14 protein-coding genes are annotated in these 14,144 nt (G+C 58.2%); 5 read left to right on the top strand and 9 right to left on the bottom strand.

The features are described from left to right. Positions 1-58 precede the first annotated feature (58 nt). Positions 59-1,882, bottom strand: a complete 1,824-nt coding sequence (gene msbA / locus CFY91_RS01985) for a lipid A export permease/ATP-binding protein MsbA (RefSeq protein ID WP_093984665.1) — start codon at positions 1,880-1,882, stop codon at positions 59-61. Positions 1,883-1,917: 35 nt separating this feature from the next. On the opposite strand from msbA, the gene CFY91_RS01980 reads away from it, so the two are divergent. After that, the gene (locus CFY91_RS01980) at positions 1,918-2,520 is read left to right on the top strand and encodes a phosphotransferase (protein ID WP_093984664.1); all 603 of its coding nucleotides are present in this window, start codon (positions 1,918-1,920) and stop codon (positions 2,518-2,520) included. Here CFY91_RS01980 and CFY91_RS01975 read toward each other — a convergent pair. From CFY91_RS01975 to CFY91_RS16155, 5 genes are all read right to left on the bottom strand, one after another. Further along, positions 2,502-3,662, bottom strand: coding sequence for a hypothetical protein (locus CFY91_RS01975; RefSeq protein ID WP_093984663.1), 1,161 nt, complete (start codon positions 3,660-3,662; stop codon positions 2,502-2,504). The two genes, CFY91_RS01980 and CFY91_RS01975, sit on opposite strands and share 19 nt — an antisense overlap. Before the next feature lie 10 nt (positions 3,663-3,672). Further along, on the bottom strand, positions 3,673-4,479 hold the full coding sequence (locus tag CFY91_RS01970) for a polysaccharide pyruvyl transferase family protein (protein WP_229727193.1): 807 nt from the start codon (positions 4,477-4,479) through the stop codon (positions 3,673-3,675). Further along, positions 4,476-5,447 carry a glycosyltransferase family protein gene (locus CFY91_RS01965; protein ID WP_093984812.1) on the bottom strand — a complete coding sequence of 324 codons (972 nt, stop codon included), beginning with the start codon at positions 5,445-5,447 and terminating at the stop codon, positions 4,476-4,478. The genes CFY91_RS01970 and CFY91_RS01965 overlap by 4 nt, the downstream gene beginning before the upstream one ends. 400 nt (positions 5,448-5,847) lie before the next feature. Further along, positions 5,848-7,038, bottom strand: coding sequence for an acyltransferase family protein (locus tag CFY91_RS16160; RefSeq protein ID WP_229727194.1), 1,191 nt, complete (start codon positions 7,036-7,038; stop codon positions 5,848-5,850). Between the two features lie 6 nt (positions 7,039-7,044). Next, complete coding sequence (locus CFY91_RS16155) at positions 7,045-7,824, bottom strand: acyltransferase family protein (protein WP_229727195.1); 780 nt, start codon at positions 7,822-7,824, stop codon at positions 7,045-7,047. 181 nt (positions 7,825-8,005) lie between these two features. Here CFY91_RS16155 and rfbB point away from each other — a divergent pair, with 181 nt between their 5' ends. From rfbB to rfbD, 4 genes are read left to right on the top strand one after another with little or no spacing between them, the layout of a single operon-like run. Beyond that, entirely contained in the window at positions 8,006-9,070 is a 1,065-nt protein-coding gene (rfbB, locus tag CFY91_RS01955; protein WP_093984661.1) for a dTDP-glucose 4,6-dehydratase, read from the top strand. Further along, a complete protein-coding gene (gene rfbA, locus CFY91_RS01950) occupies positions 9,067-9,945 on the top strand; it encodes a glucose-1-phosphate thymidylyltransferase RfbA (RefSeq protein ID WP_093984660.1) in 879 nt (292 codons plus the stop codon). The genes rfbB and rfbA overlap by 4 nt, the downstream gene beginning before the upstream one ends. After that, a complete protein-coding gene (gene rfbC, locus CFY91_RS01945; RefSeq protein WP_093984659.1) occupies positions 9,942-10,484 on the top strand; it encodes a dTDP-4-dehydrorhamnose 3,5-epimerase in 543 nt (180 codons plus the stop codon). The genes rfbA and rfbC overlap by 4 nt, the downstream gene beginning before the upstream one ends. Next, positions 10,481-11,407, top strand: a complete 927-nt coding sequence (rfbD, locus tag CFY91_RS01940; protein WP_093984658.1) for a dTDP-4-dehydrorhamnose reductase — start codon at positions 10,481-10,483, stop codon at positions 11,405-11,407. Before rfbC ends, rfbD begins: the two co-directional genes overlap by 4 nt. Here the strand turns inward: rfbD and CFY91_RS15835 are convergent. From CFY91_RS15835 to CFY91_RS15825, 3 genes are all read right to left on the bottom strand, one after another. Then, complete coding sequence (locus tag CFY91_RS15835; protein ID WP_165765288.1) at positions 11,386-11,853, bottom strand: hypothetical protein; 468 nt, start codon at positions 11,851-11,853, stop codon at positions 11,386-11,388. The genes rfbD and CFY91_RS15835 overlap by 22 nt on opposite strands. A 223-nt stretch (positions 11,854-12,076) precedes the next feature. Beyond that, positions 12,077-13,192: a hypothetical protein gene (locus CFY91_RS15830; protein ID WP_133063652.1), complete on the bottom strand. Its 1,116-nt coding sequence runs from the start codon at positions 13,190-13,192 to the stop codon at positions 12,077-12,079. Positions 13,193-13,246: 54 nt separating this feature from the next. Continuing rightward, a complete protein-coding gene (locus CFY91_RS15825) occupies positions 13,247-14,134 on the bottom strand; it encodes a polysaccharide pyruvyl transferase family protein (protein ID WP_133063651.1) in 888 nt (295 codons plus the stop codon). Positions 14,135-14,144: the final 10 nt, after the last annotated feature.

The following is a 14,144-nucleotide window of genomic DNA, read 5'->3' as shown; positions in this document are numbered from 1 at the left end:
CACCCCACCCCGGCCTGCGTGAAAATCCCTGTTCAACGCAGACTAGCAGCATGGCGGTCTAGGCGGGAGAGGCGGCGCTGTCGCCATCCTCGGCAAACTGGCGCGCATGCAGGCGTGCATAGTGCCCGCCCAAGGCCAGTAGTTGCGCATGATTGCCCTGCTCGACGATCTGCCCCTGATCCATAACCAGAATCAGATCGGCTTTCTCGATGGTCGACAGTCGATGGGCGATCACCAGGGTGGTACGCCCCTGCATGACCTTGTCCAGTGCCGCCTGGATATGCCGCTCGGACTCAGTATCCAGCGCCGAGGTGGCTTCATCGAGGATCAGCAGGGGCGCATCCTTGAGCAAGGCCCTGGCAATCGCCAAGCGCTGACGCTGGCCACCGGAAAGCAGCACGCCATTCTCCCCCACCAGGGTGTCGTAACCCTGTGGCATCTGCTCGATGAACTCGGCGGCGTAGGCATCGCTGGCCGCACGCTGCACAGCCTCCAAGGGTGCGCCAGCCAGGTCGCCATAGGCAATATTGTTGCGCACGCTGTCATTGAATAGCGTCACGTGCTGGGTAACCAGCGCGATATGCCGACGCAGGTTACGCAGCGTGTAATCCTCGACATCCACCCCGTCGAGGAGAATCTGCCCCTGATCATGGTGGTAGAAACGCGGGATCAGGTTGGCCAGCGTCGACTTACCGCTACCGGAACGCCCGACCAGCGCCACCATCTGCCCTGCCTCGGCGGTAAAGCTGATGTTGTGCAAGACCTGCTTGTCAGTGCCTGGATAGGCAAAACTCAGCTCGCGAACTTCGACACGCCCACTGACTCGCTCGCGCTCCTGGCTGCCATGATCGACTTCTGGTTGCTCATCCAGTTGCTCGAAGATACTTTCCGCGGCAGCGACACCTTTCTGCACCGTCGAGCTGACTTCCGAGAGCTGGCGAATGGGCTTGGGCAACAGACCTGCCAGGGTAATGTAGGCCACCAGGTCACCCGCACTGGCATCACCACGCAACAACAGCACGAGGAACATCAGCACCGCCATGGCGCTGTAGATCACCAACTGCAGGCTGGGCGTATAGACCGCATTGGTCTTGACCATCTTCAGTTGCTTGCGACGGTTTTCCTCACTGGCGTCATGAAAACGCTGTTGCTCGTAAGCCTCGCCACCGAAGCTGCGCACCACGCGATAGCCCTGGATGGTCTCGGAGGCGACATGCGTGACATCGCCCATGGCTACCTGGATCTTCTTGCTCTGCTTGCGAAACTTGCGGCTGGTGCTGACCACCATCAAACCGATCAGCGGCAGGATGGCCACCATGACCAACGTCAGCTTCCAGTTCATCCACAACAACGTGGCAAACAGAAAAACTACCGACATGCCTTCGCGCACCACCACCTTGATGGCATCGGTCGCGGCACCGGTGACCATGGTGACGTTGTAGGTAATCCGCGAAATCAGGTGCCCAGAGTTGTGGTTGTCAAAATAGCGGTTGGGCAAGGTCAGCAGATTGTTGAACAGCGCGATGCGCAAATCCTGCACCAAGCCCAGGGAAACCTTGGCCAAAAAATAGTTACCGAGGAAAGAACCCACACCCTGCCACACGGCGATCAGTACGATCAGCAGCGGCACTGCCTGCAGCAGCTTGAGCTGCGCCAGCCAGGGGGCATGCTCCAGCAACCAGGGCACATTGGCAAACAGACTGGCCTCCGGATTGGACAGGCCATCGACAAAGTACTTGAGCATGTAGCCCAGCATCGGCTGGGTAGATGCAAAGATCAGGAAGCCGAGAATACTGAGGGCAAAGACCCCCCAGTAGGGAACAACATAACGCAGCAACCGCAAATACACCTTCAGGCTGGATTGCTGGGTAGAATTGGCCATACGGCAAGCCCCACAAGACTGGCTAGAGGAAAACGATGCGGATTGTAACAGCGCAACAACTGGAAAGCTGGCTGGCCCATGGCAAGGTACTGGAAAAGGATGGCCGGGGACCCAAGGTAGTCGCGCTGGACAACGGCCTGTTCCTGAAGATTTTCCATACCCGTCGCCACCCGCTGCTGGCCCGCTTGCAACCTGCGGCACGACGCTTCGCCAACAATGCCCGCCGCCTGCAGGCCCAGGAAATTGCCGTACCGCGGGTTGTCGAGCTGTTCTGGATCGACCGCGACCAGGGCCTCAGCGGCTGCCTCTACGAACCGCTGCCCGGGCAGTCCGTCGAACAGCTGTTCATCGACGACCCGCAGCAGGTCATGCCACTGCTCGATTCGCTGGCCCGCTTCATTCGTCACCTACATCGCCAGGGCGTCTACTTTCGTTCGCTGCACTTGGGCAACATTCTGCAGTTGCCTAGTGGTAACTACGGCCTGATCGACATCCTCGACCTACAACACAAGCGTCGGCCGCTGAACAGCTGGCAGATCAAGCGCAACTTCCAGCACCTGCGTCACTATCTCAAACGCAAGCAGCTGGTCGACTTCCCGCTCGACGAACTGTTGCAGCGCTACGAACGCAGCGCCTGATCACGACGCTGCAGGTAACGCTGGAGCGCCTGCGGCTGGCCGGCAATGATGGCCATGAAGGTAGGTAACCAGAAATAGATCCACAGTGGCTGCGGTGAGGTCAGCACACCGTTGGTCGTCGTCAGCAGGCTACCCCAACCAAACAGCGACAAGAGTAGCCAGGGCGCGCCAGGCGATCGCGCATAACGCAGATAGAGCAGCGCAAAGATCAGAAACAGCAACGCGCCCACCAGGCCATTGCGGTAGAGCATGGCCAGGTAGCCACTGTGCGGGTGATGAAAATGGCCCAGCAACAGTGCACCGTCATTGCCACAGCCCCACCACAGGCTGCACTCGCCCAACCAACGCTGTAGCGCGGCCTGCCAGATATCCAGTCGGTAGCTCAGGCCGCGCTGCAACAACAGGTCATCCACGCCACTGAGCACGGCAAGCAGCAACAGCCCCAGACCAAGCACCAACCCGAGCAAGAACAGGCGCTTGTAGAGCAGAAAACCAGCAAAGAACACGGCATAGCCCAGCAACGTCGAGCGCGACTGAAAAATGCTCGCACAGAGCACCAGCAGCACACTCAGCACGAACAGCCCCAGCAACATCAGCCAGGTCGAGCGCTGCTGCAGACGCTCGGCTATGTGGAACAGCCACAGGTACAACAGGGCAAAACCCAGCAGCAGGGAGAAGTACACCGGGTTCAGTGATTCGCCAAGAAAACGCCCATAACGAATCCATTGGCCACTATGCGTCCATATCCACAGCCAGTCGGTCAGTGCAAACAACAACAAACCCAGGCTGCACAAGGCAAACAGCAATAAAGGCGCATGCAGCGCCCAATAGCGTGCCGACAGGAACAGGCAGGCCACAAAGAACAGCATCAGGTACAACGCCTTCTTCAGGCCGGCCGGGTCACCGGCATCCAGCGCCACCATCAGCGCCAACAGACCAAACAGCCAGGCGAACGGGCGCAGCTCGACCAGCGCACGGGGACGTGCCAACAGCCACAGCAGCATCGGCACAGCCAAGCCGATATAGAAGATATTGTTGACCGCCTTGGATGAGAGCGGCAGGTAGAATGCCAGACAGAACAGGCCCAGCAACAAAGCCAGGGACAAACGCCCCAGCCGCGCAAAATTCAGCGCAGAAACCATCGGAAACGCCTCAAATACAGGGAAAGGCCTTGATCAGGCCATCTTGCAGGCTGGCCAGACCAGGACGCTGGTAGTCACCAATCAGCGCACCAGGGTCATACTGAGCCAATTGCCCAAGCATCTCACGCGCCAACGGCTGTGGCTCATCCAGCGCAAAGGCCGAGTAGTAATCGACAAACTTGAAGTCGGAAATCAGCCCACTGGAAAGACGCAGGCGACGATTGGGTATCGCAAAGGCATCCGCCACGATCAACCCGTGCATGCTTGAGGAAAATACGAAATCGCAGGCCTGGATGGCACGCAGTACCTCATCCACCGGCCAGAACACATCGATCAGGCAAACGCCTGGCAGGCAGGCAATCTCGCGCAGCGCCGCATCCTGCTGATCGACATAATGCGGAATCAGGCCAATCCGGTAGCGCTTGGGCACGTGCCCACGCCCCGCCCACCAGGCAGCAGCCAACAGGCCTGGGTCGCCCAGCGCGGGATGCATACGCAGTCCTTCGACCTGCTCCAGACTTTTTTGCCCACGCAGCGCGTGGTAGTAGTGGCGGCCCGAGAAGTGCCGGTCTTCGGCATCCGTGCCCGTGCCCCAGACATGCAGACGTCGCGGCCAGCCAAAGCGCCGCGCCTTGTGTTCGCGCGGCAGGATGGAACCAATGGCCATCATGTCTGCCTTGTGCACGGGGGCGTAACGCACGGACTTGCCGGACAGCATCTCCACCAGCAGGGGGGATAAAAAGTCGCCAAAATTGCGCTGTGCCGGATCATCCCGGCCACGCCCGCGACACCAGTAGAGCTTGATGGCTGCGCTCACCAGCCGCCACCATAGCGCAGGCGCAGATGCACGCGCTGCCAGCGTGTCAGCCCTGGCCATTCACGCATCGGAGCCTGAATGGCTGCAGCCAGATCAGTGCCGATTCGTGCGAAGCCGAAACGCTGCTCGGCAAAGCGCTGGCCTGCCCGGGCAATCCGCTCGGCCAGTTGTGTGTCGCTACGCAGCCGGGCAATCTTCTCCAGCGCTTCATCGGCGCTGCGGTACAGCAGGACATTTTCGCCATCGACAAAACCCAGCGCCGCGTCTTCCTCGTCGCCCTGACTACAGGCAACCAACGCACAGCCACAGGCCATGGCCTCGAAATTCTTGATCATGTACTCGCCCATACCTACGTCGGCACTGACGAAGATGCGCGTACGATTGAGCAACTGCAGATACTCCTCACGCGTCTCGGTTCGCCCTATCCGCAACGGCACAACCGCAGCGATTGCCGAAAGCATGCTGCGTCGCTCGGCGTAGGTGTGCCCCTTAAGGCTACCCAGGAACGCACACTCGATATCACGGGGCTGCTGCTGGTTAACGAAGAATTGCTCGTCGTACCCCTTGGAGACAAACCGGCTATCAACCCCTTCCGCCGCTAGCCGGCGCTGCACACCTAGACTGGAAGCAAGCACCCTGGCCCAGGGTAGCTGGCGATAGAAGCGCGAATACTGGCGGTAATACTTGCTGCTGGGCATATAGTTCTGGCAAGCATCGTGTTCCAGGAATACCAGCCCCGGGATAGCACGCAGCAGGGCTAACTGGCCACGCAAACGCTTGAGGCGGGAAAAAATCACCACCCGCTGGTAACTGCCAATATCCACGCGCCGGAATACCTGTGCCAGGTGCTGCTGCTCATGCTTGCACAGGCGCACAACCTCGCAACTGGCACAGCTGTCACGCACCACCTCGTACAAATGATCGAGGTTGACACGCTGATCGTCCATGACGAATAGGATGACTTTCAAGAACACTCCTCAGCAGATAAACACCCGCGCAGATCCCTCGAGTCCCGCGGGCAGCAGGCTGGCCTGAGCAAACGTCGCCGAGCATAACGCAGAACGGCCCCCAACAAGGCATCGCCCCCCGCTCGAACTACCGTTTTGCCAACCCGGACGCAAGCCCAGCGCGCCCAGTGAGCGCAGCGCCCCTAGAGCATGCGGCGGTCCCAGCGAATACCGCGCTTGATCACCACCGCCGGCACGCCACCCACCACACAATGCCCCTCATCGAAAGCGCGGCTGACCAGGGAACGCGTAGCCACCACGGTTTCCGGAGCTACAGCCAGTTACCCGCGCGCACGCTGCGCCGGTTCTTATAGGCCACGTTATGCAGCCAAAGTTTCAGCTATTGCCCCATTGCCGACTCCTAGCGTTCAGTAGCCGGCTCCACAGCCGGCTGGGCAAATATCGGGGCAAACAGCGGCGTCAGCAAGCGGTTGCCGCTTTCGCTCAGGTGGTCCATATCCACATAGCGCGGCACACCCGCGACGCTGCCGTGACAGACCTGTTCATCGCAAAGATAGGGCAGCGGGTCGAGCAACTGGACACCGCACTGGCTGGCCGCCTCGTCCTGCAGCGCCCAGACAAAGGCATGCCGCTGACGATAATCCTCGCGACTGATCGACACATCCGCCGGCAAGCCGCGCATCAGCGCACGCCCCACCGCCTTGGGCACATGCACCGGCATCTCCGGCACCGGGCGCAGCAGGTAGACCGGACGCTGGCGAGCCAGAGTACACAGGGTATCCAGGTAATGCTGGCGGAACTCGGCCTGGAAGGCAGGATCATCTCCCGAGCGCTCAACAGAAAAATAAAATGATGGCCGCGACTTCTCCGCAGACTGCGGAAAAATATAATTGCTTGTCCGATTGATAATTATCAGCGGCAAGCGGGGATCGGCATCCGCCAACTCCTGCGGCACCTCGCGCAACAGTTGCTGGCAGTCTTCGCGCTCCCCCTTGCCTGCCCAGCGAACGCCTTTGACGAACAGGCAGGCACTCTCGGCGCGGAAGTACAGGCCATCCTCGGCCTCCGGCAGTGCGGCAACAATGGCATTGACGATGGCATCGGCATGGCTATCACCGACTACCAGCGCCCGTACCCGCTCGCCACCAAATACACAACGTGCATCCGCCTTCAGGCATTCGTCCTGGCGGGGATTCTTGTTGTGACGCTGCGCTTCCACCTGCGCCAGGCTTTCCGGCAGACGATCGGGAAAGCCACTGCGACGCACCGCCTGCGCCGACAACGCCACCACCAGCAAAGCCAACAACAGCCAGCCCAGACAGGCCCAGCGGCTTCGCGTGGCCAGCCAGCGACGACTCGGCCCTTCGACCAGACGATAAGAAAGATCGCCAAGCAGCAGCGACAGCACAATGCCTGCCGCCACCCAGTACCCCAGGTGCTGGCGGTCGAAATACACCAGGCCTGCGACCAGTGGCCAGTGCCACAGGTAGATGGAATAGGAGCGCGTGCCCAGCCACTGCGCCAGGCGCGAGGCCGTCCACAAGGACTCGCGACGCGCCAGCAGGACAGCCGCTACCCCCAGGGTGGGCAACAGCGCCTAGGCACCGGGCCAGGCGCGCCCGGCATCCAGCAGGGTCATGCTGAACACGATCGCCAGCAAACCGCTCAGCTCCATGCCACGCGCCAGGGCCGTTGATGGACTCCAGCGCTGGCTCACGAGGAACACGCAGCCGCCCAGCAACAGCTCCCAGGCGCGCGGCGCCAGGAGATAGAACGCCTTGTCCGGCGTCTCCAGGGTCCACCACACGCCCAGCGCCAGCGACACCAGCAGGGCTAGCACATGCACCGCCAACAGAGCGCGCCAGCTGGCAAAGAAGCGATGAAACGCCAACAGCGCCAACGGATACAGCAGGTAGAACTGCCATTCGACGGCCAGCGACCAGGTATGCAGCAGCCATTTCTCATGGGACGCCGCATCGAAATAGCCGGCCTCGGACAGATACTGCAGGTTCGCGGTAAACAGCACGCTTTCGCGCGCATGCCGCCCAAGCACCTGATAATCGCTGGGGATCAGCAACCACCAGCCCACCAGCAACACCGCAGCCACCAGCACCAGCAAAGCCGGGAGGATGCGCCGGGCGCGCGCCAGATAGAAGTCGGCCAGGTTGAAGCGCTGGCGTTGCAGGCCGCCTACGACGATACCCGCCATGAGGAAACCGGAGATGACGAAGAATACGTCGACCCCAGAAAATCCCCCGGAAAAACCTGGAATCGCGAAGTGATAGAGCACCACGGCAAGTACCGCCCAGGCGCGCAAGCCATTGATATCTGCACGGAAGCCCGCCTGCACCCGCGTGGTTGACGCACTCTTGGACATGATCCCACCGCTCCTGTCGCCCCAGCCGCCCTGCGGGCAGCCGGCCATTCCTGCAAAAGGGGGCGATATTAGCACTTTGCCCAACGCTGCCGTGCAGAGCGCTGCCGTGCAGAGCGCGGGTAAAATCATTAGACTTTGTCGCCTGGCGCTTCGCCGGCGCCATGAAGACAAGCGTTTCCCCATGAAGATTCTCGTCACCGGCGGCGCCGGCTTTATTGGTTCTGCAGTGGTTCGCCATCTGCTACAGAACACCCCGCACCAGGTGGTCAACCTCGACAAACTCACCTATGCCGGCAACCTGCAGTCGCTACCCGGAGCCAGCGAGCACCCGGCCTATCGCTTCGAGCAGGTCGACATCTGCGATGCCGAGGGTGTCGCGCGCGTACTGGCCGAACACCGCCCGGATGCAGTGATGCACCTGGCTGCCGAATCGCATGTGGATCGCTCCATTGACGGCCCGGCGGCGTTTATCCAGACCAATATCGTCGGCACCTACACTTTGCTGGAAGCCTGCCGGCAGTACTGGCTCGGCCTGTGCGAGGAAGCGCGGAGCCGCTTCCGCTTCCATCATATTTCCACCGACGAGGTATACGGCGACCTGGAAGGCACCACGGAGCTGTTCACCGAACAGACACCCTACTCCCCCAGCTCGCCCTATTCCGCCTCCAAGGCCAGCTCCGACCACCTGGTACGCGCCTGGCAGCGTACCTACGGGCTGCCGGTACTGATCACCAACTGTTCGAACAACTACGGTCCGTATCACTTCCCGGAAAAACTGATTCCACACATGATCCTCAACGCCCTGGCCGGAAAACCCCTGCCGGTGTACGGCGACGGCGCGCAGATTCGCGATTGGTTGTATGTCGAGGACCATGCGCGCGCCCTGGTTGAAGTGCTCACCCGTGGCCAGCCCGGCGCCACCTACAACATCGGCGGCCATAACGAGAAGCGCAATCTGCAAGTGGTGGAAACCCTCTGCACCCTGCTCGATGAACTGGTCACGGAAAAACCGGCCGGCATCAGCCGCTTTGCCGAGCTGATCACCTTCGTACAGGATCGCCCGGGGCATGACCGGCGCTACGCCATCGATGCCGGCAAGATTGAACGCGAGCTGGGCTGGCTACCCCAGGAAACCTTCGAGAGCGGTCTGCGCAAGACCGTGCAGTGGTATCTGGACAACCGCAGCTGGTGGCAAAACGTTCTCAGCGGCACCTATCAACTGAATCGTCTGGGAGAACAGGCATGAAAGGCATCATCCTCGCCGGCGGCTCCGGCACCCGCCTGCATCCCATCACCCGCGGCGTCTCCAAGCAGTTGCTGCCGATCTACGACAAGCCGATGGTCTACTACCCGCTGTCGGTGCTTATGCTTGCCGGCATCCGCGAGATCCTGCTGATTTCCACCCCCGACGACCTCCCCGGCTACCGCAAACTGCTCGGTGATGGCAGCGAGTTCGGCATCCAGCTCAACTACGCCGAACAACCCTCGCCGGACGGACTGGCCCAGGCCTTCCTCATCGGCGAACAGTTCATTGGCGACAGCAGTGTGTGCCTGATCCTCGGCGACAATATCTTCTATGGCTACGGCTTCAGCGCCATGCTCCGCGAAGCGGCCAGTCGCACCCGCGGCGCTACGGTATTCGGCTACCACGTCAGCGACCCGGAGCGTTTTGGCGTGGTGGCCTTTGACGCCCAGGGCAAGGCGCTGTCCATCGAGGAAAAGCCGGCGCAACCCAAATCCAACTACGCGGTGACCGGCCTGTATTTCTACGACAACGACGTGGTGCAGATCGCCAAGCAGGTCAAGCCCTCGGCGCGTGGCGAACTGGAAATCACCGACATCAACAATGCCTACCTGCAGCGCGGCGACCTGAATGTAAGCCTGCTGGGCCGCGGCTTTGCCTGGCTGGATACCGGCACCCACGACTCGTTGATGGAGGCCAGCCACTTCGTACAGACCATCGAAGCCCGCCAGGGGCTGAAGGTCGCCTGCCTGGAGGAAATCGCCTATCAACAGGGCTGGCTGAGCCGCGAGCAACTACAGCGCCAGGCCTCCGCACTGGGCAAGACTAGCTATGGCCAGTACCTGCTGCGCCTAGCTAGCCAGGAGCCGCGCTCATGAAGGTGCTGGAAACCGTACTGCCCGGCGTGCTGATCATCGAACCGAAGGTATTCGCTGATGCCCGGGGGTTTTTCCTGGAGAGCTACCAGGCCGAGCGCTACAGGCAGCTGGGCATCGCGCACACCTTCGTGCAGGACAATCACTCGCGCTCGGCACGTGGCGTGTTGCGCGGCTTGCATTTCCAACGCAGTCGCCCGCAAGGCAAGCTGGTCAGCGTCAGTCGCGGCTCGGTCTACGACGTAACCGTGGACATCAACCCGGCCTCGCCGACCTGCGGCCAGTTCGTCGCCGTCGAACTGAACGACGAGAACCATCGCCAGCTGTGGATACCGCCGGGCTACGCCCATGGCTTTTGCGTGCTCAGCGACATCGCCGACGTCCAGTACAAGTGCACCGACTACTACATCCCGGAGGATGAAGGCGGCCTGCTGTGGAACGATCCGCAGGTCAACATCCCCTGGCCCATCGAACAACCGCTGCTCTCGGCCAAGGATCAGCGTAATCCGACGCTGGCTCAGCTGCTGGATGGCAACGCATGAGCGCGTGCACTCTCGTCACCGGTGCGCAGGGCCAGGTCGGTCATGCGCTGATGGGCCAGGCGCCGGAGCACCTACAGGTAACCGGCCTGGCTTCTACCGAACTGGACATCCGTGATCCGCAGGCCGTTGAGCAGTGCATCGCCCGCCTGCAGCCGCGCCTGATCATCAACGCGGCAGCCTATACCGCCGTGGACAAGGCCGAGAGCGACGCGGCGCAGGCCTACGCGGTGAACGCCGAGGGCGTGGCCAACCTGGCCCGCAGTGCGGCACGCCATGGCGCCGGCGTACTGCATATTTCCACCGACTATGTGTTCGCCGGCGACAGTCCGCAGCCCTACCGCGAAGACGCCCCGACAGCCCCTATCAATGTGTATGGCGCCAGCAAGCTGGCCGGCGAACAGCTGTTGCGCGAACTTTGCCCGCAGAGCCTTATCCTGCGTACCAGCTGGGTGTTCGGCAGTCATGGCAACAACTTCGTCAAGACCATGCTGCGCCTCGCCAGGGAGCGCGACGAATTGTCGGTGGTGGATGACCAGCTGGGCTGCCCAACCTCGGCCAACAGCATCGCCGCCGCACTCTGGTCGCTGAGTGCCAGCTACCTTGCCCAAGGCAGCCTGCCCTGGGGCATCTACCACTTCTCCGGCCAACCGGCCTGCAGCTGGCATGCCTTTGCTCTGGAAATTTTCCGCCAGGCCCAGGCCTGCGGCCTGTTGCAGAAAGCCCCGCAGGTTCACCCGATTGCCACGCAACAATACCCCACGCCGGCCAGGCGCCCGCCCTGCTCGGTACTCGCCCCCAGCGCCCTGCCGGAGCTTCACGTGATAGGCAGCGACTGGCGCCAGCAGCTAGGCCCAACGCTTATCGAGTTGAGCACACCACCACAGCCTTCACCACTCAATACTTACTCATTTCGAGACAATTGAAAGCGCATCAATGCCCGATCAAATGCAGCCAGATAACCTTGACGGATAGTTTCTTTCTCCGCCTTAAAGTCCAATGATTTTGGCTTCCAGTCAATCTTCATAGAGCGCAAACGATTAAGGACAAGGCGATCAAGCCTAGATTCACCAACATACTGAATCCCAATTAGATCCCCAATTATTCCAACCCTGTAATCTTCTTTTTTATTCTTATCATACAAAAAGACAACTGGAATACCCATTGCAATGCAAGGCATCGCACAATGTATCTTCGAGGTAATAACAAGCGAAGCCGTTCTACTGTATGTATCTAGCAGATGCTGTGAGATTTCTTCTTTTAGGCCTGGCGTTAAATCAGGCAAACGCAATTTAGCCTGATCCACCACAACCGCACGCCGACGAATGCTACGCGGCACTGCAGATTCTGCACCCTTGCTCAAGCCAACCATATAAATGCGACCTTTCTCGGGCTCACGCTCCCTACGAGGAAGGGTCAGTGTCACGCACTTGCTATAAAAAGCCAATGATAAAAAACTACCGCCAGCACCGCCCAAGCACGCAAACCATTTATATCAAGACGAAAACCAACAGGTAAATTTTCTTTTGACATCACATTCAACTCATATTTTTTGGACACCAGGGAAATAAAACCGAGATAACACACCAAAACAACTACATATTCAACCCAATTTTCTTCTTGATCTTATAAATCTTACGGCGCAATTTATTTTCAAAAGACGACCGCCCCAAGACAACGCGCCACGATTCACATATATCAGAACCAGACTTTCCACGCCGCTCCATCAGTGCAATGTTTTCTTTAACAAAAGCAACAATTGAGTCATCATAAATCAGCTGCTTGAGGACCAAAGAAGAAGTCAACGACTCACCAAAAGTCCGTGCCCGCTCCAAGGCATCGCACGCATAGAGGCTAGTCATTGTTCTCACACACTTCTCACAACGCCCGCAATTCAAATCCAACTGGTTCTTCTCGCCACAAACTCGCAAATTATCTAGAGCCACTGAGAAACCAGATATAAACTCAATTTTTTGCGCACGAAAAGCCTCACAGCCATCATGAACAAACTCAATAGACTCATCGGAATATAGAACATCTGTTTCTGGATGCGAGCTCCAAGGAAACAGATCACTTTCATGAAAACTGGAGGGAACATAGATACGCTTGAACTCTGAAGTCAACAATCGACCTATACAACCTAGACCCAGGCCATGCCCATGAACACCCCAGCGCCCCCAATCACGCAAAACTCGCCGGCTATTTGTTTCGATCTCAAGGAATCGTACGCCAGTTGCCTGCTCTATCCTACGACCCATTTCACTAACAGCGCGACGCTTGGCTGTCTCCTCCAAAGGCAGATCAAAGCCATGAACATAAATAAGGTCAGTTATCTCATCTTTATGTTTTAAAAAAGTATAAAAAGAATCTACACCACCAGTAAAAAACGAAGCCACACGCCCGCCCACTGCCGGCTCAGGAACCCTCAACTGCTCAGCCTGTACTGAAACCTGATGAAACCCATCAGCAGAAAACCATTTAGAGAAAATACTTGAAAGAGAGCACATATTCGCCATGAACGTAGGCGAACAAACACCCTCAACATGTATATCCTGATTATTCTTCATAGCAGCCAGCATCACCAAGGGAACTAAGGCCTCTGCTGAACCAGAAACCCCCCGACCCTGAAAATATATATCATAATGCTCACCACCTACATCCACAGAAAAGTCTGAACGCCCTTCAGAAAAAACACCAGGCTTAATATTCACAAAACACCCCACCCATACAAACTCAAAACTAACAACCACAACAAAAAATTAATACTATAAACCAAACCTAGCAACCGCCCTTTCAAAAGCAGATAAGTAGCCCTCCCTAATCCTCAGCTTCTCACTCTCAAACTCCAAGGGTTGCGGATTCCAATCAAACTTCAAACCACGCAATCTATTTAAAAAAATCCTATCCAGCCTTGTTTCACCAACATACTGAATCCCAATCAGATCCTTTATAATGCCAACACGATAATCATCCACCTTCTTTTTGTCATACAAAAAAACCACAGGAATGCCCATTGCAATACAGGGCATCGCACAATGTATTTTCGAAGTAATAACAAGCGAAGCCGTTCTACTGTATGTATCCAGCAGATGCTGTGAAATCTCTTCCTTTAGGCCTGGTGTTAAATCAGGCAAACGCAATTTGGCCTGATCCACCACAACCGCACGCCTACGTATACTACGAGGCACTGCAGATTCTGCACCTTTGCTCAAGCCAACCATATAAATGCGACCATTCTCTGGCTCACACTCCCTACGCGGGAGGGTGAGCGTTACACACTTGCTATAAAAAGCCTCAACGCCATACCGCTGAAGTATCTCCATAGTCCCGCGATCTCTGCAACCAATCGGCTCATGCTTTTTCAGATAAGCAATGCCCTCTGGTGAGCAGATACGAGCCACTGAACCTGGAGTCATATGAAAAGCAAAGAATATTGGAGTCAGTTCTGGGGCTGGCGGCCACTCACACCCTCCCAGAAAATAGCCATTCATTGATAACACACCAGGCTCCGCCGGCTGCCTAAGTTTTTCTCGAGAAATTCCACCATCCACATGCGGCAGAAGCTTCTTAGCTGCAATCGACTGAATATCATCCCCAAGGTTGGCCCAGTCTTCGAAAGACTTTCCGGAATACTCAATTGTGTAAATTTTCATTATTCTGTCT

Source organism: Pseudomonas fluvialis (assembly GCF_002234375.1).
GTDB classification, from domain to species: Bacteria; Pseudomonadota; Gammaproteobacteria; order Pseudomonadales; family Pseudomonadaceae; genus Aquipseudomonas; species Aquipseudomonas fluvialis.
Note: the sequence above shows the minus strand (reverse complement) of the source record. Positions and strands in the feature narration are given on the sequence as shown.

What these genes read in the sequence shown, in the direction of transcription:
- rfbB (WP_093984661.1), top strand. Translation starts at nt 8,006, where the DNA reads ATGAAGATTCTCGTCACCGGCGGCGCCGGCTTTATTGGTTCTGCAGTG.
- CFY91_RS15825 (WP_133063651.1), bottom strand. Translation starts at nt 14,134, where the DNA reads ATGAAAATTTACACAATTGAGTATTCCGGAAAGTCTTTCGAAGACTGG.
- rfbD (WP_093984658.1), top strand. Translation starts at nt 10,481, where the DNA reads ATGAGCGCGTGCACTCTCGTCACCGGTGCGCAGGGCCAGGTCGGTCAT.
- CFY91_RS16155 (WP_229727195.1), bottom strand. Translation starts at nt 7,824, where the DNA reads ATGTCCAAGAGTGCGTCAACCACGCGGGTGCAGGCGGGCTTCCGTGCA.
- msbA (WP_093984665.1), bottom strand. Translation starts at nt 1,882, where the DNA reads ATGGCCAATTCTACCCAGCAATCCAGCCTGAAGGTGTATTTGCGGTTG.
- rfbA (WP_093984660.1), top strand. Translation starts at nt 9,067, where the DNA reads ATGAAAGGCATCATCCTCGCCGGCGGCTCCGGCACCCGCCTGCATCCC.
- CFY91_RS15835 (WP_165765288.1), bottom strand. Translation starts at nt 11,853, where the DNA reads ATGGTTGGCTTGAGCAAGGGTGCAGAATCTGCAGTGCCGCGTAGCATT.
- rfbC (WP_093984659.1), top strand. Translation starts at nt 9,942, where the DNA reads ATGAAGGTGCTGGAAACCGTACTGCCCGGCGTGCTGATCATCGAACCG.
- CFY91_RS01980 (WP_093984664.1), top strand. Translation starts at nt 1,918, where the DNA reads ATGCGGATTGTAACAGCGCAACAACTGGAAAGCTGGCTGGCCCATGGC.
- CFY91_RS01975 (WP_093984663.1), bottom strand. Translation starts at nt 3,662, where the DNA reads ATGGTTTCTGCGCTGAATTTTGCGCGGCTGGGGCGTTTGTCCCTGGCT.